Source organism: Rhodoferax sp. (genome assembly GCF_023701345.1).
Lineage (GTDB): Bacteria > Pseudomonadota > Gammaproteobacteria > Burkholderiales > Burkholderiaceae_C > Rhodoferax.
Window position 1 is genome coordinate 1 of record NZ_JAMPXE010000049.1, and the last position, 22,843, is coordinate 22,843.

The 22,843-nt window shown below is 60.2% G+C and carries 23 protein-coding genes; 14 read left to right on the plus strand and 9 right to left on the minus strand.

Features of this window, described 5'->3' with window-relative positions; all coding sequences use genetic code 11:
* From NDI87_RS08620 to folK, 5 genes are all read left to right on the plus strand, one after another.
* On the plus strand, positions 1 to 189 hold a 189-nt coding region (locus tag NDI87_RS08620; RefSeq protein ID WP_296274782.1), incomplete at its 5' end, for an AI-2E family transporter.
* Entirely contained in the window at positions 189 to 872 is a 684-nt protein-coding gene (gene hda / locus NDI87_RS08625; RefSeq protein WP_296274821.1) for a DnaA regulatory inactivator Hda, read from the plus strand. The genes NDI87_RS08620 and hda, both read left to right, overlap by 1 nt.
* Positions 869 to 1,561 carry an HAD family hydrolase gene (locus NDI87_RS08630; RefSeq protein ID WP_296274783.1) on the plus strand — a complete coding sequence of 231 codons (693 nt, stop codon included), beginning with the start codon at positions 869 to 871 and terminating at the stop codon, positions 1,559 to 1,561. Before hda ends, NDI87_RS08630 begins: the two co-directional genes overlap by 4 nt.
* 14 nt (positions 1,562 to 1,575) lie before the next feature.
* On the plus strand, positions 1,576 to 3,144 hold the full coding sequence (gene pcnB, locus NDI87_RS08635) for a polynucleotide adenylyltransferase PcnB (protein ID WP_296274785.1): 1,569 nt from the start codon (positions 1,576 to 1,578) through the stop codon (positions 3,142 to 3,144).
* An 8-nt stretch (positions 3,145 to 3,152) separates the two neighbouring features.
* Positions 3,153 to 3,644 carry a 2-amino-4-hydroxy-6-hydroxymethyldihydropteridine diphosphokinase gene (folK, locus tag NDI87_RS08640; RefSeq protein WP_296274786.1) on the plus strand — a complete coding sequence of 164 codons (492 nt, stop codon included), beginning with the start codon at positions 3,153 to 3,155 and terminating at the stop codon, positions 3,642 to 3,644.
* 8 nt (positions 3,645 to 3,652) lie between these two features.
* Here folK and NDI87_RS08645 read toward each other — a convergent pair whose 3' ends face one another.
* Genes NDI87_RS08645 through NDI87_RS08655 form a run of 3 tightly spaced genes read right to left on the minus strand, consistent with a single transcriptional unit; the run spans position 3,653 to position 7,772 of the window.
* On the minus strand, positions 3,653 to 4,108 hold the full coding sequence (locus tag NDI87_RS08645) for a RidA family protein (RefSeq protein WP_296274788.1): 456 nt from the start codon (positions 4,106 to 4,108) through the stop codon (positions 3,653 to 3,655).
* Positions 4,109 to 4,125: 17 nt separating this feature from the next.
* On the minus strand, positions 4,126 to 5,130 hold the full coding sequence (locus tag NDI87_RS08650) for a transglutaminase family protein (RefSeq protein ID WP_296274789.1): 1,005 nt from the start codon (positions 5,128 to 5,130) through the stop codon (positions 4,126 to 4,128).
* A complete protein-coding gene (locus tag NDI87_RS08655; protein ID WP_296274791.1) occupies positions 5,127 to 7,772 on the minus strand; it encodes a circularly permuted type 2 ATP-grasp protein in 2,646 nt (881 codons plus the stop codon). Before NDI87_RS08655 ends, NDI87_RS08650 begins: the two co-directional genes overlap by 4 nt.
* 80 nt (positions 7,773 to 7,852) lie before the next feature.
* On the opposite strand from NDI87_RS08655, the gene NDI87_RS08660 reads away from it, so the two are divergent.
* On the plus strand, positions 7,853 to 8,560 hold the full coding sequence (locus NDI87_RS08660; protein WP_296274792.1) for a ProQ/FINO family protein: 708 nt from the start codon (positions 7,853 to 7,855) through the stop codon (positions 8,558 to 8,560).
* 23 nt (positions 8,561 to 8,583) lie between these two features.
* Here NDI87_RS08660 and NDI87_RS08665 read toward each other — a convergent pair whose 3' ends face one another.
* Positions 8,584 to 12,225, minus strand: coding sequence for a transglutaminase family protein (locus NDI87_RS08665; protein WP_296274794.1), 3,642 nt, complete (start codon positions 12,223 to 12,225; stop codon positions 8,584 to 8,586).
* A 148-nt stretch (positions 12,226 to 12,373) separates the two neighbouring features.
* Between NDI87_RS08665 and NDI87_RS08670 the strand changes: the two genes are divergently transcribed.
* From NDI87_RS08670 to NDI87_RS08680, 3 genes are all read left to right on the plus strand, one after another.
* Positions 12,374 to 13,324 (plus strand): alpha/beta hydrolase, encoded by a 951-nt coding sequence (locus tag NDI87_RS08670; protein ID WP_296274796.1) that lies wholly within the window; start codon positions 12,374 to 12,376, stop codon positions 13,322 to 13,324.
* Between the two features lie 135 nt (positions 13,325 to 13,459).
* Positions 13,460 to 13,642 (plus strand): DUF3563 family protein, encoded by a 183-nt coding sequence (locus NDI87_RS08675; RefSeq protein ID WP_296274798.1) that lies wholly within the window; start codon positions 13,460 to 13,462, stop codon positions 13,640 to 13,642.
* 10 nt (positions 13,643 to 13,652) lie between these two features.
* Positions 13,653 to 13,868: a hypothetical protein gene (locus NDI87_RS08680; RefSeq protein WP_296274800.1), complete on the plus strand. Its 216-nt coding sequence runs from the start codon at positions 13,653 to 13,655 to the stop codon at positions 13,866 to 13,868.
* A gap of 6 nt (positions 13,869 to 13,874) precedes the next feature.
* On the opposite strand, the gene NDI87_RS08685 is transcribed toward NDI87_RS08680, so the two are convergent.
* The gene (locus NDI87_RS08685) at positions 13,875 to 14,804 is read right to left on the minus strand and encodes a folate-binding protein (protein ID WP_296274802.1); all 930 of its coding nucleotides are present in this window, start codon (positions 14,802 to 14,804) and stop codon (positions 13,875 to 13,877) included.
* A gap of 47 nt (positions 14,805 to 14,851) precedes the next feature.
* On the opposite strand from NDI87_RS08685, the gene mltG reads away from it, so the two are divergent.
* The 5 genes from mltG to NDI87_RS08710 are packed head-to-tail and all read left to right on the plus strand — an operon-like array spanning position 14,852 to position 18,960.
* Entirely contained in the window at positions 14,852 to 15,835 is a 984-nt protein-coding gene (gene mltG / locus NDI87_RS08690; protein WP_296274804.1) for an endolytic transglycosylase MltG, read from the plus strand.
* Positions 15,836 to 15,840: 5 nt separating this feature from the next.
* Positions 15,841 to 16,485, plus strand: a complete 645-nt coding sequence (tmk, locus tag NDI87_RS08695; RefSeq protein ID WP_296274806.1) for a dTMP kinase — start codon at positions 15,841 to 15,843, stop codon at positions 16,483 to 16,485.
* Positions 16,482 to 17,489: a DNA polymerase III subunit delta' gene (locus NDI87_RS08700; RefSeq protein ID WP_296274808.1), complete on the plus strand. Its 1,008-nt coding sequence runs from the start codon at positions 16,482 to 16,484 to the stop codon at positions 17,487 to 17,489. Before tmk ends, NDI87_RS08700 begins: the two co-directional genes overlap by 4 nt.
* Complete coding sequence (locus tag NDI87_RS08705) at positions 17,489 to 18,283, plus strand: TatD family hydrolase (protein ID WP_296274810.1); 795 nt, start codon at positions 17,489 to 17,491, stop codon at positions 18,281 to 18,283. The genes NDI87_RS08700 and NDI87_RS08705 overlap by 1 nt, the downstream gene beginning before the upstream one ends.
* Positions 18,280 to 18,960 carry an ankyrin repeat domain-containing protein gene (locus NDI87_RS08710; RefSeq protein ID WP_296274811.1) on the plus strand — a complete coding sequence of 227 codons (681 nt, stop codon included), beginning with the start codon at positions 18,280 to 18,282 and terminating at the stop codon, positions 18,958 to 18,960. Before NDI87_RS08705 ends, NDI87_RS08710 begins: the two co-directional genes overlap by 4 nt.
* A 62-nt stretch (positions 18,961 to 19,022) precedes the next feature.
* Here the strand turns inward: NDI87_RS08710 and NDI87_RS08715 are convergent, their stop codons facing one another.
* The 4 genes from NDI87_RS08715 to guaA all read right to left on the minus strand — a co-directional run.
* Positions 19,023 to 19,937 (minus strand): FHA domain-containing protein, encoded by a 915-nt coding sequence (locus tag NDI87_RS08715; RefSeq protein WP_296274813.1) that lies wholly within the window; start codon positions 19,935 to 19,937, stop codon positions 19,023 to 19,025.
* 57 nt (positions 19,938 to 19,994) lie between these two features.
* On the minus strand, positions 19,995 to 20,951 hold the full coding sequence (locus tag NDI87_RS08720; protein ID WP_296274816.1) for an LD-carboxypeptidase: 957 nt from the start codon (positions 20,949 to 20,951) through the stop codon (positions 19,995 to 19,997).
* On the minus strand, positions 20,948 to 21,421 hold the full coding sequence (gene tadA, locus NDI87_RS08725; RefSeq protein WP_366028582.1) for a tRNA adenosine(34) deaminase TadA: 474 nt from the start codon (positions 21,419 to 21,421) through the stop codon (positions 20,948 to 20,950). The genes NDI87_RS08720 and tadA overlap by 4 nt, the downstream gene beginning before the upstream one ends.
* Positions 21,422 to 21,433: 12 nt before the next feature.
* Positions 21,434 to 22,843, minus strand: a 1,410-nt coding sequence (guaA, locus tag NDI87_RS08730; protein ID WP_296274819.1) for a glutamine-hydrolyzing GMP synthase, incomplete at its 5' end; no start/stop codon positions are given.

The following is a 22,843-nucleotide window of genomic DNA, read 5'->3' on the forward strand; positions in this document are numbered from 1 at the left end:
CTGGTGGGTGAGCGCGTCGGGCTGCATCCACTGGCCGTTATTTTTGCCTTGCTGGCGTTTGGCCATTTGCTGGGCTTTGTCGGCGTGTTGATTGCCCTGCCGCTGAGCGCGGTGATGCTGGTCGCCGTGCGCCGGCTGCGCCTGGCTTATCTGGACAGCGCGCTTTACCAGGACCGTCACGACGCATGATGCAACAACTGGTGCTGGACATGGGCCTGCCCACGGGGCCGAGCCTGAAAAATTTTTGCGTTGGCTCGAATGAAGCCGCCGTGGCGCATCTCAAGCTCTGGCTGGGTCATGACGGCACCACCCGGCGTTCACCCGTTCCGACTTACCTGTGGGGCGGTGACGCCTGTGGCAAAACCCATTTGCTGCAAGCCATGCGCGTGGCGCTGCAAGCGCAGGGCGCCAACGTCGGCTGGCTCGATGCCGGCAGCCAGATGGCCCCGGAATTTGACGAATCCTGGGCCTGCGTGCTGATGGATGACGTGCATGCCTTCAGCACGGCGCAGCAACAGCTGGCCTTCAACTGGTTTGTCCACGCCCAGACCCTGCAAATTGCGGTGCTGGCCAGCGGCAGCCTGCCGCCCGCCGACCTCAAGCTGCGCGACGACCTGCGCACCCGCCTGGGGGGCGGCCACGTCTTTGCGCTGCACGCCTTGAGCGAACCCGAACGGCGCGCCGTGCTGCGTCAGGCCGCCGATGAACGCGGTATTGTGCTGAGCAACGAGGTGATGGACTTCATGCTGACGCGGTTTTCCCGCGACCTGGGGTCACTAATGGCGTTGCTCGACCTGATGGACGGCTACGCCCTGCAAACCCAGCGCGCCATCACCATTCCCCTGATCAAAGCCATGATGGACAACACATGACAAGCAAGTTAACCCTGTTCGACCTGGATCACACCCTGATTCCGATGGATTCCGACTACGAGTGGAATGCCTTTACCACCACGCTGGGTTGGCACGACCCGGTTGAGTTCAACCGGCGCAACGACGATTTTTACGAGCAGTACAAGGCCGGCACGCTCGATATTTTTGAGTATGTGCACTTTGCCACGCAAGCCCTGTGCGCTCAAGGCGCGGTCAAGGCAGAAGCTGCGCATGCCAAGTTCATGGCGTCGGTGGTGCAACAAGCCATTCAGCCCCAGGCCCGGGCGCTGGTGCAGCAACACCAGGCCGCCGGCGACGCGGTGCTGATCGTGACCGCCACCAACGAGTTTGTCACACGACCCATTGCGAAGGCCTTTGGCGTGCCCGAGCTGATTGCCATTCAACTGGCGCGCGACCCGCAGAGTGGCTGGTTTAACGGCGAGATTGCCGGCACGCCGTCGTTTCGCGAAGGCAAGGTGACGCGGGTGGAACAGTGGCTGACAGAACGCGGCTTGCGCTGGGATCAGGTGGAAAGCACCTTTTACAGCGACTCCATGAACGACCTGTCATTGCTGGAGAAAGTAACGCATCCGGTAGCCACCAATCCCGAAGAGCGGCTGCGTGCGCTTGCACTGGAGCGCGGCTGGCGCATACTTGAGCTTTTTTCAAATGACAGTACGCTTAGTTAAAAACACCAACAACAATGATTAAAAAACTCATCAACCGACTTTTAGGCAAATCTGCCCCGGAAAGCAAACACCCGTTTGGCAAACGCCTGGAAATCGGTCCGCAAGAGCACGGCATCAACCCCAAGCTGGTCGATGAGCGCGCGCTGAACGTGGTGCGCACGCTCAAACAGGCGGGCTTCGAGGCCTACATCGTCGGTGGCGCGGTGCGCGACCTGATGCTGGGCCTGGCGCCGAAAGACTTCGACGTGGCCACCAACGCCACGCCGGAACAGGTCAAGGGCCTGTTCCGGCGCGCCTTCATCATCGGCCGGCGCTTTCGCATCGTGCATGTGGTGTACGGCCGGGGTCGCGAGCATGAGGTGATCGAGGTCTCCACCTTCCGGGCCTACCTTGACAATGTGGCCGCCGAGCAGGTGGCGGGCAACGAAAAAACCAGCAAGAGCGAGCTGGCCGGCATGACCCATGCCGTGGACAGCACCGGCCGGGTGCTGCGCGACAACGTCTGGGGTCCGCAGGAAGAAGACGCGGTGCGCCGCGACTTCACCATCAACGCCATGTACTACGACCCCGAGACACAGATCGTGGTCGACTACCACCACGGCATCAAGGACGCCAAGAACCGTGTCATCCGCATGATTGGCGACCCGGCAGCGCGCTACCGCGAAGACCCGGTGCGCATCATCCGCGCCATTCGCTTTGCCGCCAAGCTCAACGGGCTGGGCTTCAAGCTGGAAACCAAAACGGCGTCACCGCTGGTCAAGTCCAGGGCGCTGCTGGCCGAGGTGCCGCAAAGCCGTTTGTTCGACGAAATGCTCAAGTTGCTGCAAACCGGCCACGCGCTGGCCTCCATCGAGCAGCTCAAGCTGCTCGGCATGGCGCAAGGCATTTACCCGCTGCTCGACGTGGTGGTGGAGCGCGGCGAGACGCCCTTTGTCAAGTCTGCCCTGCAGGACACCGATCGCCGGGTCGGCGAAGGCAAACCGGTGGCGCCGAGCTTCTTGCTGGCCTGCGTGCTGTGGGCCGATGTGCGCGATGGCTGGGCCGCTCGCATCAAAGGCGGGCAGCATTCCCACCCGGCCTTGCAGGATGCCATCGAGGACGTGTTCAGCGCCCGCATTGGCGATGTGTCGGGCCGCGGCAAGCTGGCCGGTGATATGCGTGAAATCTGGCTGATGCAGCCGCGTTTCGAGAAGCGCGTGGGCAGTGCCCCGTTTGGCCTGGTTGAGCGACCACGTTTTCGGGCGGCCTTTGACTTCATGCGCTTGCGCGCCGAAAACGGTGAGCTCGACATGGTGCTGTCGGACTGGTGGGAAACGTTCAGCCTGGCCAATGACGACCGGCGCAGTGACATGGTCGACGAGGTCAAGCTGGAGCAACAGCAGCAGCGCGCCAAAACCCCGCGTGCACCCCGGCCGCACAAAACACCGGGTCGTGTTGTCAATGAGGCGGCACCGGCTCAGTCGGAATTGCCCCCTGATGCGGTATCGGGCGATGGCACCGAGGCCCCCAAAAAACGCCGCCGTCGCCGGCGCCCGTCGGGTCGCGGCGCGGGTGATGCGCCGGCGCAAGAGCCGCAGGTCTGAACACTGTTGTGAGCCATTCGGAACGGCCTGAGGTACTGGCCTACATCGCCCTGGGTGCCAATCTGGGCGATGCGCAAGCCAGTGTGCAGGTGGCGGTGCAGCGCGTTGCCAGCCTGCCTGACACCCGATTCATCTGTTCTTCGAGCCTGTACCGCACGGCGCCGCTCAAAGCCACCGGGCCAGACTTCATCAATGCCGTGGTCGCTGTGGCAACCCGGCTCTCTGCGCCTGAACTGCTGCAATGCCTGCAGGCTATTGAAAACCAGGCCGGGCGCTTGCGTCCCTACCGCAACGCACCGCGCACGCTGGATCTTGACATCTTGCTGTACGGCGATGCCCGCATGAACAGCCCCGCGCTGCAGTTACCACATCCGCGCATGCATGAGCGGGCGTTTGTGCTGGTGCCTCTGGCCGAGATTGCAGCAGAAAAAGTGAGTCCGGACCAGCTCAGCGCGCTGGCTTTCCAGGCGATTGAACGCCTGGCTGCACCATCGCCCTGAACTGTGGCTTAAGCCAGTTCGGCAATCAGCTCAATTTCGACGCAGGCGCCCAGCGGGATTTGCGCCACGCCAAAGGCGCTGCGGGCGTGGGCGCCTTGTGCGCCAAAGACCTCGCCAAGCAACTCGCTGGCGCCGTTGGTGACCAGATGCTGTTCGGTGAAGTCGCCCGTGGAATTGACCAGTGACATCAACTTGACAATGCGTTTGACGCGATTCAGGTCGCCCACCGCGGCGTGCAGCGTGCCCATCAGGTCAATGGCGACGGCACGGGCCGCGGCTTTGCCTTCTTCGGCGTTCATGTTCTTGCCGAATTGACCGACCCAGACCTTGCCGTCCTTCTTGGCCAGGTGGCCGCTTAAAAATACCAGGTTGCCGGTCTGGACAAAAGGCACGTAGGCGGCGGCGGGGGCGGCCACCGGGGGCAGGGTGATACCAAGCTGGCTGAGTTTGGCGTAAATGCTCATGGGTTTTTCCTGTGTTGTTAGGGTTTGTTGAAACTTGAATTTTGGCTTTGGTTTTGGCTTTGGATTGGTCCAGAACCCTGAGCCTGGCTTTGCGTCTGGCTCAGACCTGGACTCGGCAAAACCCTGGGATCGGTCACCTGCTCCACGGTCACGCCGACCCGCAGGGTGTGGCTGGCGCCACCGTGGATGACGCCGCGGATCGGTGACACGTCCGAGAAGTCACGGCCAACGGCCAGCGTCACATAGTCTTCGCCGGGCGATGGCCAGCCCGCGCGGTCGTTGGTAGGGTCGAGGTCGACCCAGCGTTCCCCCTTGGGCAAATCGGGGACGTACACCGCGACCCAGGCGTGCGAGGCATCGCTGCCTTTGAGCTTGACAGTACCCGGTGCCGCCTGGGTGAGCAAGTAGCCGCTTACATAACGCGCTGGCAGCCCCATGCTGCGCAGGCAGGCGATTAGGATGTGGGCAAAGTCCTGGCACACGCCCTTGCGTTGCGCCAGCGCTTCAAGCGCCGGAGTGCTGACCTCGGTGCTCTGGCTCTCATAGGTGAAGTCGCGATAAATGCGGTGCATCAGGTCGACCGCCGCCGCCAGCAGACCCGTACCGGCGCTGAAGCTGGGTCGGGCGTAGGCGGTAAATTCGGCGTGGCGCGGCACCATGGGGGAGGCAAAGACGAATTCGTTGGCGGCCTCAAAACCGGCATGGGCCTGGTATCGGAAGTGCTCACGAACGGACTCCCAGCTAAGCTCGCTGCGCGGCAAGTGCACTGGCTGGGTGAGCACCTGGCTGCTAGCCAGCACCTGCAGCTGGGTGTGCGGCACCTGCAGCGAGAAAAAGCTGCGGCTGTTGCCAAAGACGTCCTGGGTGGTGTTGATCTGTGCCGGTTCGGGGGTCACCTGCAGTCCGTGGCCCAGCAGGGTCTGTGTGGCGCAGTCCAGCGGCGTCAGATAGGCCATGTGCTGCGCCGTCTCGACGGCGGGCCGGTAGTTGTACACCGTCTCGTGGGTGATTTGTAGTCTCATCCCGCCCCCAGACTCTGATTAGCCAGACCGCTGTGGGTGAAATAGGTGGCACTGATGTCATCTGACACGACAAAGCTGGCTTCGGTGCATTGGTACAAAACGTCCTTGAGCAGGACGTATTGCAATGATGGCTCGCCAGCATCCGACGTGTCGCCCAGCGTTTGCGCCGGTGTGACCAGGTCGGGCGCTTCATCACACAGTTGGGCCAGGTCCCAGGTGCCTGGGTCGGGCACCTTGAATGACAAGGCGCAGAGGCGGTTGGGGTCGCTGCCCGCCAACCGGGCCAGGCGTCCGCGCAGGGTGTGGGCGATCCAGGAAATCGAGCGCGGGTTGTCGCGGTCAATGACCAGCAAGTCGACCAGCGCGGCCATGTCGCGGCTTTGCTGGAACTGGGCATGGAAAGTGATGGCGCTGTCAAACAGCTCCACCATGGCATCGAAGCCGTCATCTGTTTGGAGGCTGCCGGTGTTGATGCCGCGCATCAGGGCAGACGACAAAAAGGCCAGCCGCTCAATGTGGCGGCCAATGCTGAGCAGGCGCCAGCCGTCGTCGCGCGTCATGCGGTCGGTCTGGGCGCCGGTGATGGCCGCCATGTGGTCGCTCGTGTCCTTGAGGATCTGCAGCGCCTGCAGCGCCGAAAAATCGGCCCGCCGACGCTGGGTCGCGCAGCGCTCAAACAATTCCTCCTCGCAGCGGATGATGATGCGCCAGTGCTCTTGCGAAAGCCGCTCGCGCACGCTGGAGCCGACCATTTTGAGAGCGCGCAGGTAGTAGCCCACGCTGGTGGCGCCGGTGCTGCTGCCCAGACTGTCGATCAGGCTGCGCTCGAACACGCGCGGTGCCTGCAGTGCCGACGGCACGCCGGGCAGCACCAGGGTGTTGGCCACCGCCATTTGGCTGAGCCAGGTCAGCAGCGGGGCGGAGGATTGCTCTTCGCCGTGCAAACACTCCAGCGTCAGGCGAGCCAGCCGGATGGCGTTTTCGGCACGTTCGGTGTAACGTCCCAGCCAGAACAGGTTTTCTGCGGCCCGGCTGGTGATGAGACGTTTGCGCTGCATCAGAGACTCGGGGGTCATGTGCGGCGCCAGCAGGGTGTGGTGATCAACCTCGCCGCGGGTCAATGCCCACACGTCAGCGCTGCTGCCGCCGCGTTGCATGGAGGTGATCTCCTGGCCGGCGCTGGCCACACGCGCCAGACCGCCGGGCAACACACGCCAGCCCTGGACGCCGTCAGACACCACGAACACCCGCAGCATCACCGAGCGCGCCAACAGCCGGCCTGCTTCGGCTGGATCGCCAGCACCCGAGGCTTGCCAGGTCGGCATTTGCGACAGCGGGGTGTAGCCTTGCACCGTGTGCTCTTCGGCTTGCCGCACAATGCGTCCGGCCCACTCATCGAGCGCGCGCGCATTGAGTTTGCCGCCCAGCACCGTCTCGAAACTGCCATGGTCGAGAGAACCGGGGTAAGTCGGTTTGATGGCGCATTCAGCCAGGCGTGGCAGGGCTTCTTCCATGGCGCTGCGCTCACCACACCACCAGGTGGGCAGGGCCGGCAGGCTGAGCTGCTCGCCCAGCAAATGGCGCGACAAGGCGGGCAAAAAGCCCAGCAGCGCCGGTGACTCCAGAAATGCCGAACCCGGCGCGTTGGCCACCAGCACGTTGCCGGCACGAATGGCTTGCAACAGGCCGGGCACCCCCAGCGTGGAGTCGGAGCGCAGCTCCAGCGGGTCCAGATATTCGTCGTCAACCCGTTTAAGCAAGCCATGCACCGGTACCAGACCCTTGAGCGTTTTCAGAAACAGGCATTCGTCGCGCACCAGCAGGTCACTGCCTTCGACCAGCGTGAGGCCGAGGTAGCGCGCCAGATAAGCGTGTTCGAAATAGGTTTCGTTGTAGGGGCCGGGGGTCAGCAGCGCCAGATGCGCGTCGGGGCCGGCCGGACTCATGGCCTTGAGGCTGTCCATCAGGGCACGGTAGGTACTGGCCAGGCGCTGCACGCCAAGGATTTGGAAGGCTTGTGGAAATTGCGCCAGAATGGCCAACCGGTTTTCCAGCAGATAACCCAGGCCCGAGGGGGCCTGGCTGCGCTGTGCCTCCAGCCACCAATTGCCGTCGGGTCCTCGTGCCAGGTCGAAGGCGGCAATGTGCAGATAACGCCCGCCCACCGGTTCCACGCCATGCATGGCCCGCAGGTAGCCGGGGTGCGCGTGGACCAGCGCCGGTGGTAACAATCCATCATGCAACAGGGTTTGCGGCCCGTAGACATCGGCCATTACACGCTCGAGCAGGCGCATGCGCTGCAACACCCCGGCCTCGATGCGCTGCCAGCTTGCCGGATCAACAATCAGCGGAAACAGGTCGAGCGACCACGGACGTTGCGGCCCGTTTTCATCGGCATAAACGTTATAGGTGATGCCGTTGTCGCGCACCTGGCGTGCCAGATTGGCGGCACGCTGGTCCATGTCGATTGCCGTGTCATTCTCAAGGGTGGAAAAAAATTGCCGCCAAACCTCGGTCAGTTTGCCACTGCCAGTGGCTGCAGCGCGCAGCTCATCAAAATGTCCTGGCGCCGCTTGCGCCGACCGCGCCAGTGCGGCCACGCCGGGTGACTCGGGTTTGACGGGAGGGAGATGCACTGGCATAGCTTCGTTCATTTATCAGAGTATGCCAGCGAAGCGGCACTTTGGTTGACAATCACGGGTTGTTCAATTTGATTCATGCCATGACCGATATCCTTCAAGAGCCAGCCGAGCCCACCACCCAACTGCCGCAGGATGCGCATGTGTCTGTCGCACCCGAAAGCCCGCAGGCGCCCGCTGCCGTTGACGCGCCAGCCAAGCCCGCCAAATCCAAAAACCGGTTTGCCTCGGTGCAGCCGGTGCTGGAAAAATTGTTCGAGCTGTACCCGCACTTGTTTGGCGAGCGCTTCCTGCCGCTCAAGCTGGGTATTTTCCAGGAGCTGTTGGCGGCTCACCCGGAAGATTTCCAGCGCGAATCGCTCAAGGCCGCTTTGGGCGTGCACACCCGCTCCACCCGTTACCTGCAGAGCGTGGCGGCGGGCCAGAAGCGCCACGACCTGCAGGGAAAACCGGTCGAGGACGTGGCCCCTGAGCACGTATTCCTGTCCATGGTTGAGCTGTTTCAACGCCGTCAGGCGCGCAGCACCGAAGACCTGCGCCCCAAATTACGGGCCCAAATGTTGGCCGCGTTCGAGAAGTCCGGCCTGACAAGACAGGACTACCTGGCGCGCATCGGCACCCCGGCCGAGGCCATTCAAGCGCTGCTTGACGAGGTGTTGTCCGAGGTGGAGCAGCAACGCGCCCGCCGCGCTGCGTTGAAGAAAGCCTATGAAGCGAGTGGCCAAAGCATCGAAGCGTTTGCCGATGCGCTGGGCATGCGTGTGAATGACGTGCAGACGGCGCTCAAATAACGCGGTCTGCACACAAGCCGCGATTAGCCGCGCCGCAAGTCCAGGGTAAACGGAAACTCGCGGCTGGCTGGCACGTTGATGGTGGCTGGCGGCACCTGCATCAGACCCGGCGTGTGGCCCATGGCGGTAAAGCGCGACAAACGGCGGCTTTCGGCCTCGTTGGCGTTGACAGGTAGGGACTCGTAGCTCAAGCCCCCCGGGTGTGCGACGTGGTACTGACAGCCGCCTACTGAGCGTTTCATCCAGGTGTCCACAATGTCAAAGACCAGTGGTGCATGCACGCCGATGCTGGGGTGCAGGCTGCTCGGCGGGTTCCAGGCTTTGTAGCGCACGCCGGCCACATATTCGCCGACCACGCCGGTGGGCTGCAGGCTCATGGCGCGGCCGTTGCAGGTGACCACATAACGGCTTTCGTTCATGCCGGTGACGCGCACCTCGATGCGCTCCAGCGACGAATCCACGTAACGGGCGGTGCCACCCGGGGCACCTTCTTCACCCATCACATGCCAGGGCTCCAGCGCGTTGCGCAGCGTGAGCTCAATCCCGGCTGAGCAGACCGTACCGATCAGCGGGAAACGGAACTCGACATGCGGCGCGAACCAGCTGTCGTCAAAGGCAAAACCTGAGGCACGCATTTCGGCCATCACATCATGGAAATCCATCTCGATGAACTTGGGCAGCATGAAGCGGTCGTGCAACTCGGTGCCCCAGCGCGTGGCCGGCGCCCGGTAAGGTGTTTTCCAGAAGCGGGCAATCAGCGCGCGCAGCAGCAATTGCTGCACGCTGCTCATGTGTGGGTGCGGCGGCATCTCGAATGCGCGTAATTCCAGCAAGCCCAGGCGGCCCGTGGCCGAATCCGGCGAGTACATCTTGTCGATCGAGATTTCGCTGCGGTGGGTGTTGCCGGTGGCGTCGATCAGGATGTTGCGCAGCGTGCGGTCAACCAGCCAGGGCGGCATGGCCTGGCCATAAATTTCGCGGTTCTTGTAGATTTGCTCGATGGCAATCTCAAGTTCGTAGAGCTGATCGTTGCGCGCCTCATCGACGCGCGGTGCCTGGCTGGTCGGGCCGACAAACATGCCACTGAACAAATAGCTCAAAGACGGGTGGTTGTGCCAGTACAGCAGCAGGCTGGCCAGCAGCTCGGGCTTGCGCAAAAACGGGCTGTCGGCCGGTGTCGCACCGCCCATGACAAAGTGGTTGCCACCCCCGGTGCCGGTGTGGCGTCCGTCGGTCATGAATTTCTCGGCTGACAGGCGCGACTCGAAGGCCGCGTTGTACAAGAATTCGGTATTGGCAACCAGCTCTTTCCAGTGGCTCGCCGGGTGGATGTTGACCTCGATAACACCCGGATCGGGCGTCACGCTCAGCAGTTTCAGACGTGGGTCGCGCGGTGGCGGGTAGCCTTCCAGCACCAGTTGCATGCCGAGTTCTTCGGCACTGGCTTCGATAGCGGCCAGCAAGTCGAGGTAGTGTTCGAGCTTTTCCAGTGGCGGCATGAACACATACAGCACCCCCGATTTCTCCCCCACGGCCTCGGCCTTGGGGCCACTGGCGCGACGCGGATCGCGCACCTCCACGCACAGCGCGGTGCGGGTGATCCAGTGGGCGGACTCGTGTGCTTGCGGCACACGAGAAAAGTCGGCGGGTTCTTGCTGTATGGATTGCCGCGCTTCGCTCGCAATGACGGCTTCCTCTCCCTTTGCTGAATCGTCATCGCGAGGCTGCAGACCGTGGCGATCCAGGTCCCCGGTTGGCATGGATTGCCGCGCTTCGCTCGCAATGACGGAGCCCTTGCCCGTAGCGCTCTGAAATTTACGCGGTGCTTCCGCTTGCGGGCCTGCACCGGCCAGGTAATTGATGCGCGCAGCTGCCGCGCGCGCCGCGGCACCCAGGGCCAGACCCGCAGTGCCTGGCGCATATCCGGATGTACCTGGCGCATATTTGGCAGCCACCGTGCCGTAACTGGGCAGGGGACCGACCAACACTGACGGGTCCTGCTCGATCAGGTAAGGAAAATCGGCTTCGCTGACCCAGGGCAGCGAGTCCAGCGGCAGGCGCAAGCCCATGGGCGAGTCGCCCGGCATCAGGTACATGCGCTCGTCGCGCAAAAACCAGGGCCCGGTGGTCCAGGCCGCGCCAAACTGTGGGTCGTAACCCGCCACCTTGATCGGCAGCACGAAACCGACCGGGCTGTCGAGCTTTTGCTCGAACACCCGGCGCAAGCGGGCGCGCTCCATTTCGTCGTCCAGCTTGGAGTTGAACGGGTCGACATTGACCGGCAGGCGACGTTCACGCCACAGGTAGTACCAACTGTCCTCAAACGCGGTCTGAATGTGTTTGCCCGTCACCCCCAACTTGGTGGCCAGCAGTGCAGTGAAGCGCCTGGCATCCGCACTGGTGTAGTGTGTGGGTGTGCGCTCATCGGTGAACAGGGCCGGGTTGGCCCAAACCGGTTCGTGGTCAGCGCGCCAATAGATGTTGAGCGCCCAGCGCGGCAGTTGCTCACCTGGGTACCACTTGCCTTGGCCAAAGTGCAAAAAGCCGCCCTGACCATATTCATGGCTCAGTTTATGCACCAATTCGGTGGCAAAACCACGTTTGGTTGGGCCCAGGGCATCGGTGTTCCACTCTGGTGCATCACGGTCGCTATTGGCCACAAAAGTGGGCTCCCCACCCATGGTCAGGCGCACATCACCCGCCACCAGTTCGGCGTCCACGGCATCGCCCAGCGCCATGATGTCGGCCCATTGGTCTTCGGTATAAGGCTTGGTAACGCGGGGTGACTCGTAAATGCGGGTCACTGCCATGTGATGGGCAAAGGTGACTTCAGATTCGTCAACACCGCCCTCGATCGGCGCGGCGCCCGAAGGCTGCGGTGTGCAGGCCAGCGGAATGTGACCTTCACCCGCCAGCAGGCCCGAGGTGGCATCAAGCCCGACCCAACCGGCGCCGGGCAGATAAACCTCGCACCAGGCGTGTAGGTCGGTAAAGTCGACTTCGGTGCCACTGGGGCCGTCGAGTGCTTTCACGTCGGGCTTCAACTGGATCAGGTAACCCGACACAAAGCGCGCCGCCAGGCCGCAGTTACGCAGCAGCTGGACCATCAGCCAGGCCGAGTCGCGACACGAGCCGGAGGCCAGTGTCAAGGTTTCCTCGGGCGTTTGCACGCCGGGCTCCATGCGGATGGTGTAATTGATGGCGTGGTGTACCGACTGGTTTAAATCCACCAGAAAAAGCACACTGCGGCGTTTGGTGCGGTCGATCTTGTCCAGGTAGATCTGCACCAACGGCGTCATTGGATCGGGGGTCAGGTAGGGCGCCAGTTCCTGCTTTAAATCGGGCTGGTAGCTAAACGGAAATTCTTCAGCCTCGGGCTCAAGGAAGAAATCAAACGGGTTGTACACCGCCATGTCCATCACGACATCCACCGTGACCTTGAACTCTTTGGTCTTGTCCGGAAAAACCAGGCGCGCCTGGTAATTGGCAAACGGGTCCTGCTGCCAATTGATGAAATGGCCCTCGGGCTCGATCTTGAGGGAATACGAAATGATTTTGCTGCGGCAATGCGGGGCAGGGCGCAGGCGCACCACCTGCGGACCCAGGGCAACCAGCCGATCGTAGGTGTAGTGGGTGATGTGGTTCAGTGCAGCGTGAATGGACATGCGGGGTCTCTGAAATTTAAAAATGGGGTGGTGCGTGAATGCACACAAACAAGCAATGTTGGTGCCAAATGAATCTAGACAGTGGGGCGGGTGGCTGACTCCGGGTTGTTAGCATCAGAGCCTGCACTGTAACAAGATCTAACCCACCATGAGTCACCGCAACCCGCGCGCCTTGCTCACCCCCGCCATGCACGCTGTGCTGGAACGCATGGCACGCGCCGGCCAGGTGCCGCTGCACGCCTTGACGCCGCAACAGGCGCGTGCGGCCTATGAGGTCAACGCCGGGGTGCTGGACCTGGCACCGGTAAAGCTGCACCGGGTTGAAAATTTCACCCTTCCCGCGCGCGACGGTTTTGAGTTGCCGGTGCGCCTGGTTGCGCCCAGCGATGAACCGTTGCCGGTGCTGGTGTACCTGCACGGCGGCGGCTTCACGATTGGCAGCATCGCCACCCACGACGTGCTGTGCCGTCACTTGAGTCAGCTGGCCCATTGTGCCGTGCTGTCAGTTGGCTACCGGCTGGCTCCCGAGCACCGTTTTCCGGTGGCCTTCGAGGATGCCTGGGATGCCGTGAGTTGGGTGGCGGAACAGGGTGCAGAAAAAGGCCTGGACGCCACGCGGATCGCGGTGGGTGGTGACAGTGCGGGCGGCACACTGGCCGCCGCCTGTGCCCTGCAGGCGCGTGATACAGGTTTGGCCCTGAAGCTGCAACTGCTGTTCTACCCGGGTTGTTGCGCGCATCAGGACACGCCTTCTCACAAGACTTTTGGCCATGGTTTTGTGCTGGAAGCCGCCCATATCGCCTATTTCTTTGACCTTTACATACCCAATCTCACAGACCGTGAAGATTGGCGTTTTGCCCCCTTGCTGGCCGACGATGTGGAAGGCGTGGCGCCGGCCTGGCTGGGCCTGGCCGAGTGCGATCCCCTGGTGGATGAAGGTCTGCAATACGCCGACAAGCTGCGCGCCTCGGCTGTCATGGTTGACCTCGATATTTACCGCGGTGTAACCCATGAATTCATCAAGATGGGCCGCGCCATTCCCGAGGCGAGCAGGGCGCATCTGGATGCAGCGCGGGCTTTGAAACATGCATTTTCCTGAACATCGACAGGACAACGATCAGGCCTGAAGCCACCCGTTTTCACCATCGCCGGGTCAGTCGGTAAATCCCACATTCAAATCAATATAAGGGTAAACCCTTATAATTTGCTGACGTTAACTTTACAAGGACACCACATGTCCAAACTGATGGAGATTTTCAAATCTTTTTTCCCGGACTTCAAAAGTCAACATGACATTGAAGAAGCATTTTTGTCAGAGTCCACTGATGTATGCGACCTTGAGCGCCGCATGCGTTTGATTGACAACGCTGCGCGCGATGGCGCTCGTGGTTTGGTCTATGGCACCATGATGCGTTGAGGTACATGAAATGCACAACTCTCACAACCTGAGCGCTACCGCCGCCAGCTTCAATCGCACTCTGGCTCTGTTGCAAGGCTTGCCTTTTGACATGGCACGTGAGCAATATGCCAAAGCCGTGCAGGTGGGACTGATCGAGCGCTCCATGCTGCGCTGGGCCAAGTTTGAGCGTCAACTCGACCTGCTCGAAAAAGTGACCCTGGGCCCTTGGGCGCGCCGGGTCTGAGACCTGTCAAATATCCGCCAGCAAAGGGTAGGGCGCTGGCTGCAGGCTTAACAATGGGCCGTCGGCACCCAGCGCACGCACGCCAGCGGCCTCAAACGCGCTGATCTGCATTGACACGATGGCATCAAAACCACCCTCTGGCGCCACCGCCGCCTGCACCACCAGGCCGCAGGGCTGGCTGGCATCATCCGGCGCAAATAGTTCGTCCCCGGCTTTCAGTGCAGCATCGGCATGTGCCAGGTAGGCACGCCGTTTGAGCGTGCCGCGGAACTGGCTGCGCGCCACCACCTCTTGTCCCGGGTAACAGCCTTTTTTGAAATTGACGCCACCCACTGACTCGTAATTGAGCATTTGCGGCACAAAAGCTTCAAAAATGGGCTGCGTGACGGTGGCAATGCCACTGCGCACCTCGCCCCAGGCCCATTGTTCGGTTGTCAAGACCGCACCTGCAGGGGCAGAGGTGCCAGCCGGGGCCACCCACAGCGCACGGGGCACACCATCGGCAGGGTAGAGATGGATCACAGAAATGGCATCGAGATCGGTTTTGCTCCAGACCTTGTCTTTGTCATCAGCAATGCTTTTGGTCGCCTCTGAAACGGTTGAACCGGCCAGCCCGTAAATAACAAAGTCAGCACTGGCATCGACCAGCTTGACCTGGGAGCGCAGCACAAACATGCTCAGACGTTTCAGGGTGGCGGCCAGCAGGTCCGGGCTGCATAACAACAAAATATCGGTGTGGCTGCGCTTGAAGCCAATGAAACTGGCTTGCAGGCGCCCTTTGGCATTGCAAAAACCAGCCAGCCGTGCCTCCGACAGACCCAGCAGCGAAAAGTCGTTGGTCAGTTGGTTGTGCAAAAATTTGGCGGCATCGGTGCCCTGTGCGCGGATCAGCCCTGTATGTGTCAGCGTGGCGACGCCTTGAAGTGGTGTGTTCATGGCGTGAATTATCATGCGCACTCCATTTTGTAGAAGGCAATAGGGTTGTGCGCGTAATCATTAAATTTTTGCTGGTGTTGGCGCTGGCCTTGGGCGGCTGGGCCTTGTGGTGGGTCAGCCACAGCTTGTCGCTGACGGCGCCGACGCTGGACCTGTCGGTTGAACCGGGCACCACGCCGCGCGGCGTGGCGCAGGCTGCCGTGGACAGCGGGGTGCAAACCTCCGCTGATATGCTGTACTGGTGGTTCCGCCTGTCGGGTCAGGCCCGCGTGATCAAGGCCGGAAGTTACGAGCTTGAAACAGGCCTGACGCCCTACAGCCTGCTGGCCAAGCTGACGCGCGGTGAAGAAGCGCTGCGTTCGGTCACGCTGGTGGAAGGCTGGACATTCAGGCAATTCCGGGCGGCACTCCTGAAGGAAGAGCATTTGAAGCCGGATTCAAAAGGCCTCGAAGACGCAGTGATCATGGAAAAGCTGGGGCAGCCCGGACGCCACCCAGAAGGCCGCTTTTACCCGGACACTTACACCTATGCCAAGGGCAGCAGCGATCTCAAGCTGCTGTTGCGTGCCATGCACGCCATGGACAAGCATCTCTTGATGGCATGGCAAGCACGTGCCGCTGATACGCCCCTGAAAAACCCTGACGAGTTGCTGATTCTGGCCAGCATTGTCGAAAAGGAAACCGGCCAGGCCAGTGACCGCGCCATGGTTGCCTCGGTTTTCAGCAACCGTTTGCGCCTGGGCATGTTGCTGCAAACCGACCCCACGGTGATTTACGGCCTGGGCGAGCGCTTTGACGGCAATCTGCGACGGCGGGATTTGCTCGCCGACACGCCCTGGAATACCTACACCCGGGCCGGCTTGCCGCCGACGCCCATTGCCATGCCCGGCAAAGCCTCGCTCATGGCCGTAGCGCAACCTGCAAGCAGCCGGGCGCTGTACTTTGTGGCGCGGGGCGATGGCAGCAGCCAGTTCAGTGACAGTCTGGACGCGCACAATCGTGCGGTAAACAAATACCAACGTGGACAATAACAAGCATGACAAGCGGACTTTTCATCAGTTTTGAAGGCATTGACGGCGCCGGAAAATCGACCCATATCGACGGCCTGGCGCAAGCTTTCAAGGCGCATGGCAGGGCGGTCACGCTGACCCGCGAGCCGGGTGGCACGCCGCTTGCTGAAAAGCTGCGCACCCTGGTGCTTAATGATGCGATGGACGCCATGACCGAAGCCTTGCTGGTCTTTGCGGCACGGCGTGACCATTTGCAGCAAGTCATCGAGCCGGCGCTGGCACGCGGTGAGGTGGTGCTGTGTGACCGCTTCACCGATGCCACCTTTGCCTACCAGGGCGACGGGCGTGGTTTTGATCTGACCATACTCACATTTCTGGAGCAGCTTGTTCAGACGGTGAAGCTGCCGCAGACTGAATTTTTACGTCAGCCTGATCTGACAATATGGTTTGACCTGGGTCCCGAGATTGCCGCCGCTCGGCTGGCGGGTGTGCGCGTGCCCGACAAGTTTGAAGCGCAGCCCGTGACGTTTTTCGCGCGTGTGCGCGCTGGCTACCAGGCACGTTTCGATGCCACCCCGCAGCGTTTCGCCCGCATTGCCGCTGAGCGCAACCGTGAGACCGTGTGGCAGGACGTGCTGGCCAGTGTCACGCAACGGGGCTGGCTGGCATGAGCGATCCAACCGTCACAGCCACCCCGGTCGCGCCCTGGATTGCCGCTCAAACGCAGGCCTTGCTGGCACAACGCGGTCACGCCTGGCTGCTGTCCGGGCCCTCCGGCCTGGGCCAGTACGAACTGGCGCTGGCGTTGGTACGTGCCTGGCTGTGTGAGCATCCTACGGCGCACGGCGCCTGTGGTACCTGTGGCAGCTGCCATGCGATTGACGTGCGCGCCCATGCTGACCTGTGCGTGCTCATGCCCGAGACCGTGATGCTGGCCCTGAACTGGCCGCTGAGTGAAAAAGCGCAAGACGAGATTGACAGCAAGAAGCGCAAGCCCAGCAAGGAAATCCGGGTCGATGCGATGCGCGACACGGTGGAGTTTGCCCAGCGCACCAGCGCCCGCGGCCGCGGCAAGGCGGTACTGGTATTTCCGGCCGAACGCATGAATGTCTACACCGCGAACGCCTTGCTCAAGACCCTGGAGGAGCCCGCCGGCGACGTCAAGTTTGTGCTGGCTTCTGATGCCGCCCACCAGTTGCTGCCCACCATTCGCAGCCGGTGCCTGGGTCATACCATGACCTGGCCCGACCAGGCAAGCGCCATGGCCTGGTTGCAAGGGCAGGGCGTGCCCGTCAATCAGGCCGGCGTCATGCTGCGCGCCGCAGGGGGACGACCGCAGGACGCGCTGCAGTTTGCCCCGATTGCGACCTTGTGGCCGCGCTTGCCGCGCGCGGTGCAGGCGGGTGATGTCAACGTTTTCAAGGACTGGACGCCGGCACAAACCGTGGACGCCTTGCACAAGCTGTGTCACGATTTGCTGGCTGTTCACAGTGGTGCAGTGCCCCGCTTTTTTGAACCGGCCGATTTGCCCAAAGCCGGAAGCTGGCAAAGCCTGAGTCAATGGGCCAAAAGTTTGTCCGGCACCATGCGCGCTGTGGAGCATCCGTTCAATCCAGGCTTGATGCAGGAGGCTTTGGTCAGCGAGGCCCAGTCGGCCCTTAACGCAAAAACATGATGTTCACAGATTCCCATTGCCATTTGAATTTTCCCGAGTTGATCTGCGAATTGCCGGCGATACGTCAGGCGATGGCCGATGCGCAGGTCGATCGAGCCCTGTGCATCAGCACCACACTGGAAGAATTTGGTGCCGTGCACCAGCTTGCGCTGCAGTACGATAATTTTTGGGCCACGGTGGGTGTCCATCCTGATAACGAAGGGGTCAGGGAACCCACGCTCGATGATTTGCTGAGCTTGGGCAGGTTGCCGCGGGTGGTCGGCATTGGCGAAACCGGGCTGGACTACTACCGGCTCAATGGCCGCTCAGTGGCTGACATGGCCTGGCAACGCGCGCGTTTTCGTACCCACATTCGGGCCGCGCGACAGTTGCAAAAACCGCTGGTGATTCACACCCGGCAAGCCTCTGAAGACACCTTGACGATGTTGCGCGAGGAGGGTGAGGATGGGTCTTCAGGCAGTGCCGGCGGCGTATTTCACTGCTTTACCGAAGACGAAGGTACGGCCCGCCAGGCGCTCGACCTCGGGTTCTACATTTCTTTTTCCGGCATCCTGACGTTCAAGAGTGCCAGGAGTTTGCGCGAGGTGGCTGCCATGGTGCCGCTGGACCGGCTCCTGATCGAGACCGACAGCCCCTATCTGGCCCCGATGCCGTACCGGGGAAAAACCAATAACCCATCCTACGTGCCCTGGGTAGCCAGGCAGTTGGCAGAGATCAAGCAATTGCCTGTGGAAGAGATCGGCAGGATCACCAGTGACAACTTTGACGCCATTTTCAAAGGAGTAAGGGCATGAAATATCCATTTTCAAATTCAATAAATTACTTTAAAAAACTTGTTTATATTATTGTTTTAATTGGATTTAATGTTGTTAATGCAGGATCTTATGAGGATTTTTTCAAAGCTATCAAACAAGACAATGCGGTTGACATCAGTGCGCTCCTGAATCGCGGTTTTGACCCCAACACCCTTGATGCCACGGGTCTCCCCGGGTTGCTACTGGCTTTGAAAAATGACGCTTTCAAAGTAGCGAGTGTCCTGCTCAGTCACCCCCAGATCAAGGTTGAAGTTCGCAATTCGGCCGACGAAAGTCCATTGATGCTGGCGGCGCTCAAGGGCGAACTTCAATTGTGTCGGTTGATGATCCAAAAAGGTGGCGATGTCAACAAACCCGGTTGGGCACCTTTGCATTACGCCGCGACCCATGGGCACCTGGCGGTGCTGAACCTGCTCCTGGAAGAACACGCCTACATTGACGCTGCATCGCCCAACAACACGACGCCATTGATGATGGCGGCTCATTACGGCACGCCAGCCGCCGTCAAGCTGCTGCTGGAAGCTGGCGCAGACCCCATGCTTAAAAATGATTTGGGCTTGAATGCCATTGATTTTGCTGTTCGCGCGCAACGTATCGAATCCGCTGACATCATCTCTGCGTTTGTACGCGGTAAGCAAGCCAAAGGAAGCTGGTAGACTGGAATGCTACTTGATACGATGTATATTATGTTAAGTTTATCTGCGACATGTTCAACGAATTAGCGAACTACAAAGGAAATGACAGGTGCACTCGGATCGATAAAAGATGTGCCAAGGGCAATTTGGCCATGGCCATGCAAAACACATTCATCGCGTCTGAGCATCAGATCCGTACCACTGCCAGCAAAACGGACCCAGCTCCCATAAGAGCTTTCGTCTACCATCATGAAACTTCCGTTACGCCACTCAATCCTGGCATGCGTGCGCGAAACACGCGGGTCATTGACAATAAAGTCGACTTTGCGAAAGCGTCCGATGTGGATCGGTAATTCAAATGCCTGGAAGCTTTGCTGGTTTTCGTGATAGGTCAATTCAATCTGGCCGCCCAATGCGTCAACAAAGGGCGTTGTGGTGATCACATTGACAGGTGCCTGAACCGTAAAGTACTCTGAATTTTGGTCTTCTTGCCATTCAATCTGGTAGACGTTACAAGGTTCAGAACGACCACGTATGGCAATCGGGCCCAAAAATCGAAAATGGACATCATTTAACTTCGGACTGTTTTCAATCGCCTTGTCATTGACCCATATCTGGTGCGGGCCCGTTAGCTCGCTTAAACGGGAAGCGGTGTTGACAGCATCGCCATAACAATCATCATCCACGACTACCACGCTGCCCCGGACCACACCGATTCGCAAGGGCATGTACAGTTGCGGCGGCAAACTTGCCAGACGGTGCTGGTAATTACGCTGAATGTCGACCACCGCTGCGATTGCATCCGGGCTTTTTTTGAAGGTGGCCAGAACGCCGTCTCCCAACAGCTTGACGACCTTCCCACCCTTTGCGGTAAATTTGTCAGCAACCCAATTGGTCGCCTGTGTCACAGCATCTGTGGCTTTCGCATTGCCAAGCGTTTCGAACACTCCTGTGCTTCCAAACAGATCGGCAAAAACAACAGTTGTGTGAACGCCCATTAATGGTTAATCCTTCATCCTATGGCTTGAGTTTAGGTGAATCTGCATGTGTTGCCATCATTGATGACCCCAAAATAAAAGAGCATCACGTCCTTCAATTGTCAAGTCAACACTGGCTCCGACTGGCAGCAAAACTTTGGTGGCAACGTGCCCATAGGGCAAATTGGTCAATACCGGAACTTTGATTTGTCCTCTTAACCAATCCACCACGCTTTGCAACTTGAAACCCCGGTCATGTGAAACCAGTTTGAATTGGGTAAATTGACCTAAAACAATGGCTTTTTGACGCGCCAAAACCCCAGCATACAAGAGTTGTGTGAGCATGCGTTCAATGCGGTAAGGATGTTCGCCCACATCTTCCAGAAACAGGATACCACCCTTGATATCGGGAAAATAAGGGGTGCCCAAAAGGCAGCTCAGAATAGCCAGGTTGCCGCCCCATAACTTGGCATTGGTCACATTTTTCAGGGCTTGGACTTGAACATCCACCGTTTTAGCAGACAACGGATCCATGTTCAAAGAGGTGTCACGGTGTTGGCGCCAGCCTGCACCCTCCCCTTGTCCCAGCAGCAAATCTTCAAAACAGGCTGTCATGATGTCATCGGGTACTTCGGCAACACCGAATCCTTCACACAGCGCCGGGCCAGCCCAGGTGATGGCCCCGGTGCGCGCCAGCACCGCACTTTGAAAGGCGGTGAAATCGCTGATGCCGACAAACAGCATGCCCTGATCAATGGCCTTGGCAATTTTTTTGTAATGAATGCCGGGCAGGATGCGCGTCAAACCATAACCACCACGAGAGATCAACGCGACATCGGCCTTGCTGGCGGCAGCGCGATGGATGGCGGCAAGGCGGGTCTCATCATCACCGGCAAAGCGCTGGTGACTGGCCAGTGCCGCTGGGTCAAGCTCCACGTCATGCCCCATGGCTTGTAGCCGGGCAACCCCGCGTTTGAAGGCAGCCTTGTCTCGCACCGCACCGGAAGGAGAATAAATATAAATGTGCTTTTTCATGACACCTGGGAAGTGATTTTTTGTGTGCGCCGCTGTTTGAAGAAAGCCTGCAAAACGGCAGCGCATGATGGCGCCAGAACACCGCCCTGCACTGCTGTTTGGTGGTTAAGTTTGGCTTGCGCAAATAGATCGATCACAGATCCAGCGGCACCTGTTTTGGGGTCGGAGGCACCAAAAACCACCCGCTTGAGACGCGCATGCAGCATGGCGCCAGCGCACATGGCGCAGGGCTCCAGGGTCACAAAAAGCTCGCATTCAGGCAAGCGGTAGTTACCCAGAATCTGCGCTGCGGCGCGCAGCGCCTGCATTTCTGCGTGGGCACTGGGGTCATGACTGGCAATAGGGGCGTTGTGGCCGCAAGCAATGACCACACCGTCCCGGACCACCACGGCACCTACGGGCACTTCACCTGCAGCCCCTGCCAGCGCGGCTTGTGTCAACGCCAATTGCATGGCTTGCTCGTCAGTCATTGGGATCAGCCGTTATTCCCATTCGATGGTGGCAGGTGGTTTGCTGCTTACGTCATAGGTAACACGGTTGATGCCACGGACTTCGTTGATGATGCGGCTGGACACTTTTTTCAGCAAGGCATAGGGCAGCTCCGCCCAGTCGGCGGTCATGAAGTCACTGGTTTGCACCGCACGCAGCGCGACCACGTAGTCGTAGGTTCGGCCATCGCCCATGACGCCGACACTTTTGACCGGCAAAAACACGGTAAAGGCCTGACTGGTCAATTCATACCAGCTTTTGCCTGAGGCATCGTCAATGAAATTGTTCAGCTCTTCAATAAAGATGGCGTCGGCACGGCGCAGCAGGTCGGCGTATTCCTTTTTGACTTCACCCAAGATCCGCACCCCCAGGCCGGGGCCCGGGAACGGGTGGCGATAAACCATGTGGTACGGCAAACCCAGTGCCACGCCCAGTTCACGCACCTCGTCCTTGAACAATTCGCGCAAGGGTTCCAGCAATTTCAGGCCCAATTGCTCCGGCAGACCGCCGACGTTATGGTGGCTTTTGATGACCACCGCTTTTTTGTTTTTGGCCCCGCCGGATTCGATGACATCCGGATAAATCGTGCCTTGTGCCAGCCACTTGGCACCTTTTTTAGTGGCATCAGAGGCCGTGAGTGCAGCGGCTTGCGCTTTAAAGACCTCAACGAACTCCCGGCCAATGATCTTGCGCTTGGCCTCCGGCTCGTTCACGCCCGCCAGATGCCCCAAAAACTGATCGACCGCATCGACGCGGATCACCTTGGCATGCAGTTTGCCGACAAACATGTCCATCACCATGTCGCCTTCGTTCAGGCGCAGCAAACCGTGGTCGACAAAGACACAGGTGAGCTGGTCGCCAATGGCGCGGTGAATCAGGGCTGCCGCCACCGATGAATCGACGCCGCCCGACAATCCCAGGATGACTTCCTCATCACCCACCTGGGCGCGAATGGCTTCCACCGCCTCGCTGATGTAGTCGCCCATGATCCAGTCGGCTCGGGTGCCGCAGATATCGAGCACAAAGCGCTCAAGGATGGCCGCACCGCGCTTGGTGTGGGTGACTTCGGGGTGAAACTGCACGCCGTAAAAGCGGCGTTCTTCATCGGCCATGCCGGCAATCGGGCAGCTGTCGGTGCTGGCCATCCGCTTGAAGCCGGACGGCAACTCGGTGACCTTGTCGCCGTGGCTCATCCACACTTGCAACATGCCATGGCCTTCGGGAGTGGTGAAGTCCTGGATGCCGTTGAGCAAGGCGGTATGGCCATGCGCGCGCACGTTGGCATGCCCGAACTCACGCTGGTGCCCGCTGGTCACCATGCCACCCAACTGGTGCGCCATGGTCTGCATGCCGTAGCAAATCCCCAGCACCGGCACGCCCAATTCAAACACCGCTTGCGGTGC

What these genes read in the sequence shown, in the direction of transcription:
- NDI87_RS08645 (WP_296274788.1), bottom strand. Translation starts at nt 4,108, where the DNA reads ATGAGCATTTACGCCAAACTCAGCCAGCTTGGTATCACCCTGCCCCCG.
- NDI87_RS08720 (WP_296274816.1), bottom strand. Translation starts at nt 20,951, where the DNA reads ATGAAAAAGCACATTTATATTTATTCTCCTTCCGGTGCGGTGCGAGAC.
- pcnB (WP_296274785.1), top strand. Translation starts at nt 1,576, where the DNA reads ATGATTAAAAAACTCATCAACCGACTTTTAGGCAAATCTGCCCCGGAA.
- NDI87_RS08630 (WP_296274783.1), top strand. Translation starts at nt 869, where the DNA reads ATGACAAGCAAGTTAACCCTGTTCGACCTGGATCACACCCTGATTCCG.
- NDI87_RS08715 (WP_296274813.1), bottom strand. Translation starts at nt 19,937, where the DNA reads ATGGGCGTTCACACAACTGTTGTTTTTGCCGATCTGTTTGGAAGCACA.
- NDI87_RS08710 (WP_296274811.1), top strand. Translation starts at nt 18,280, where the DNA reads ATGAAATATCCATTTTCAAATTCAATAAATTACTTTAAAAAACTTGTT.
- NDI87_RS08680 (WP_296274800.1), top strand. Translation starts at nt 13,653, where the DNA reads ATGCACAACTCTCACAACCTGAGCGCTACCGCCGCCAGCTTCAATCGC.
- hda (WP_296274821.1), top strand. Translation starts at nt 189, where the DNA reads ATGCAACAACTGGTGCTGGACATGGGCCTGCCCACGGGGCCGAGCCTG.
- NDI87_RS08700 (WP_296274808.1), top strand. Translation starts at nt 16,482, where the DNA reads ATGAGCGATCCAACCGTCACAGCCACCCCGGTCGCGCCCTGGATTGCC.
- NDI87_RS08685 (WP_296274802.1), bottom strand. Translation starts at nt 14,804, where the DNA reads ATGAACACACCACTTCAAGGCGTCGCCACGCTGACACATACAGGGCTG.
- NDI87_RS08655 (WP_296274791.1), bottom strand. Translation starts at nt 7,772, where the DNA reads ATGCCAGTGCATCTCCCTCCCGTCAAACCCGAGTCACCCGGCGTGGCC.
- tadA (WP_366028582.1), bottom strand. Translation starts at nt 21,421, where the DNA reads ATGACTGACGAGCAAGCCATGCAATTGGCGTTGACACAAGCCGCGCTG.
- NDI87_RS08670 (WP_296274796.1), top strand. Translation starts at nt 12,374, where the DNA reads ATGAGTCACCGCAACCCGCGCGCCTTGCTCACCCCCGCCATGCACGCT.
- NDI87_RS08660 (WP_296274792.1), top strand. Translation starts at nt 7,853, where the DNA reads ATGACCGATATCCTTCAAGAGCCAGCCGAGCCCACCACCCAACTGCCG.
- tmk (WP_296274806.1), top strand. Translation starts at nt 15,841, where the DNA reads ATGACAAGCGGACTTTTCATCAGTTTTGAAGGCATTGACGGCGCCGGA.
- NDI87_RS08675 (WP_296274798.1), top strand. Translation starts at nt 13,460, where the DNA reads ATGTCCAAACTGATGGAGATTTTCAAATCTTTTTTCCCGGACTTCAAA.
- NDI87_RS08650 (WP_296274789.1), bottom strand. Translation starts at nt 5,130, where the DNA reads ATGAGACTACAAATCACCCACGAGACGGTGTACAACTACCGGCCCGCC.
- NDI87_RS08705 (WP_296274810.1), top strand. Translation starts at nt 17,489, where the DNA reads ATGTTCACAGATTCCCATTGCCATTTGAATTTTCCCGAGTTGATCTGC.
- NDI87_RS08665 (WP_296274794.1), bottom strand. Translation starts at nt 12,225, where the DNA reads ATGTCCATTCACGCTGCACTGAACCACATCACCCACTACACCTACGAT.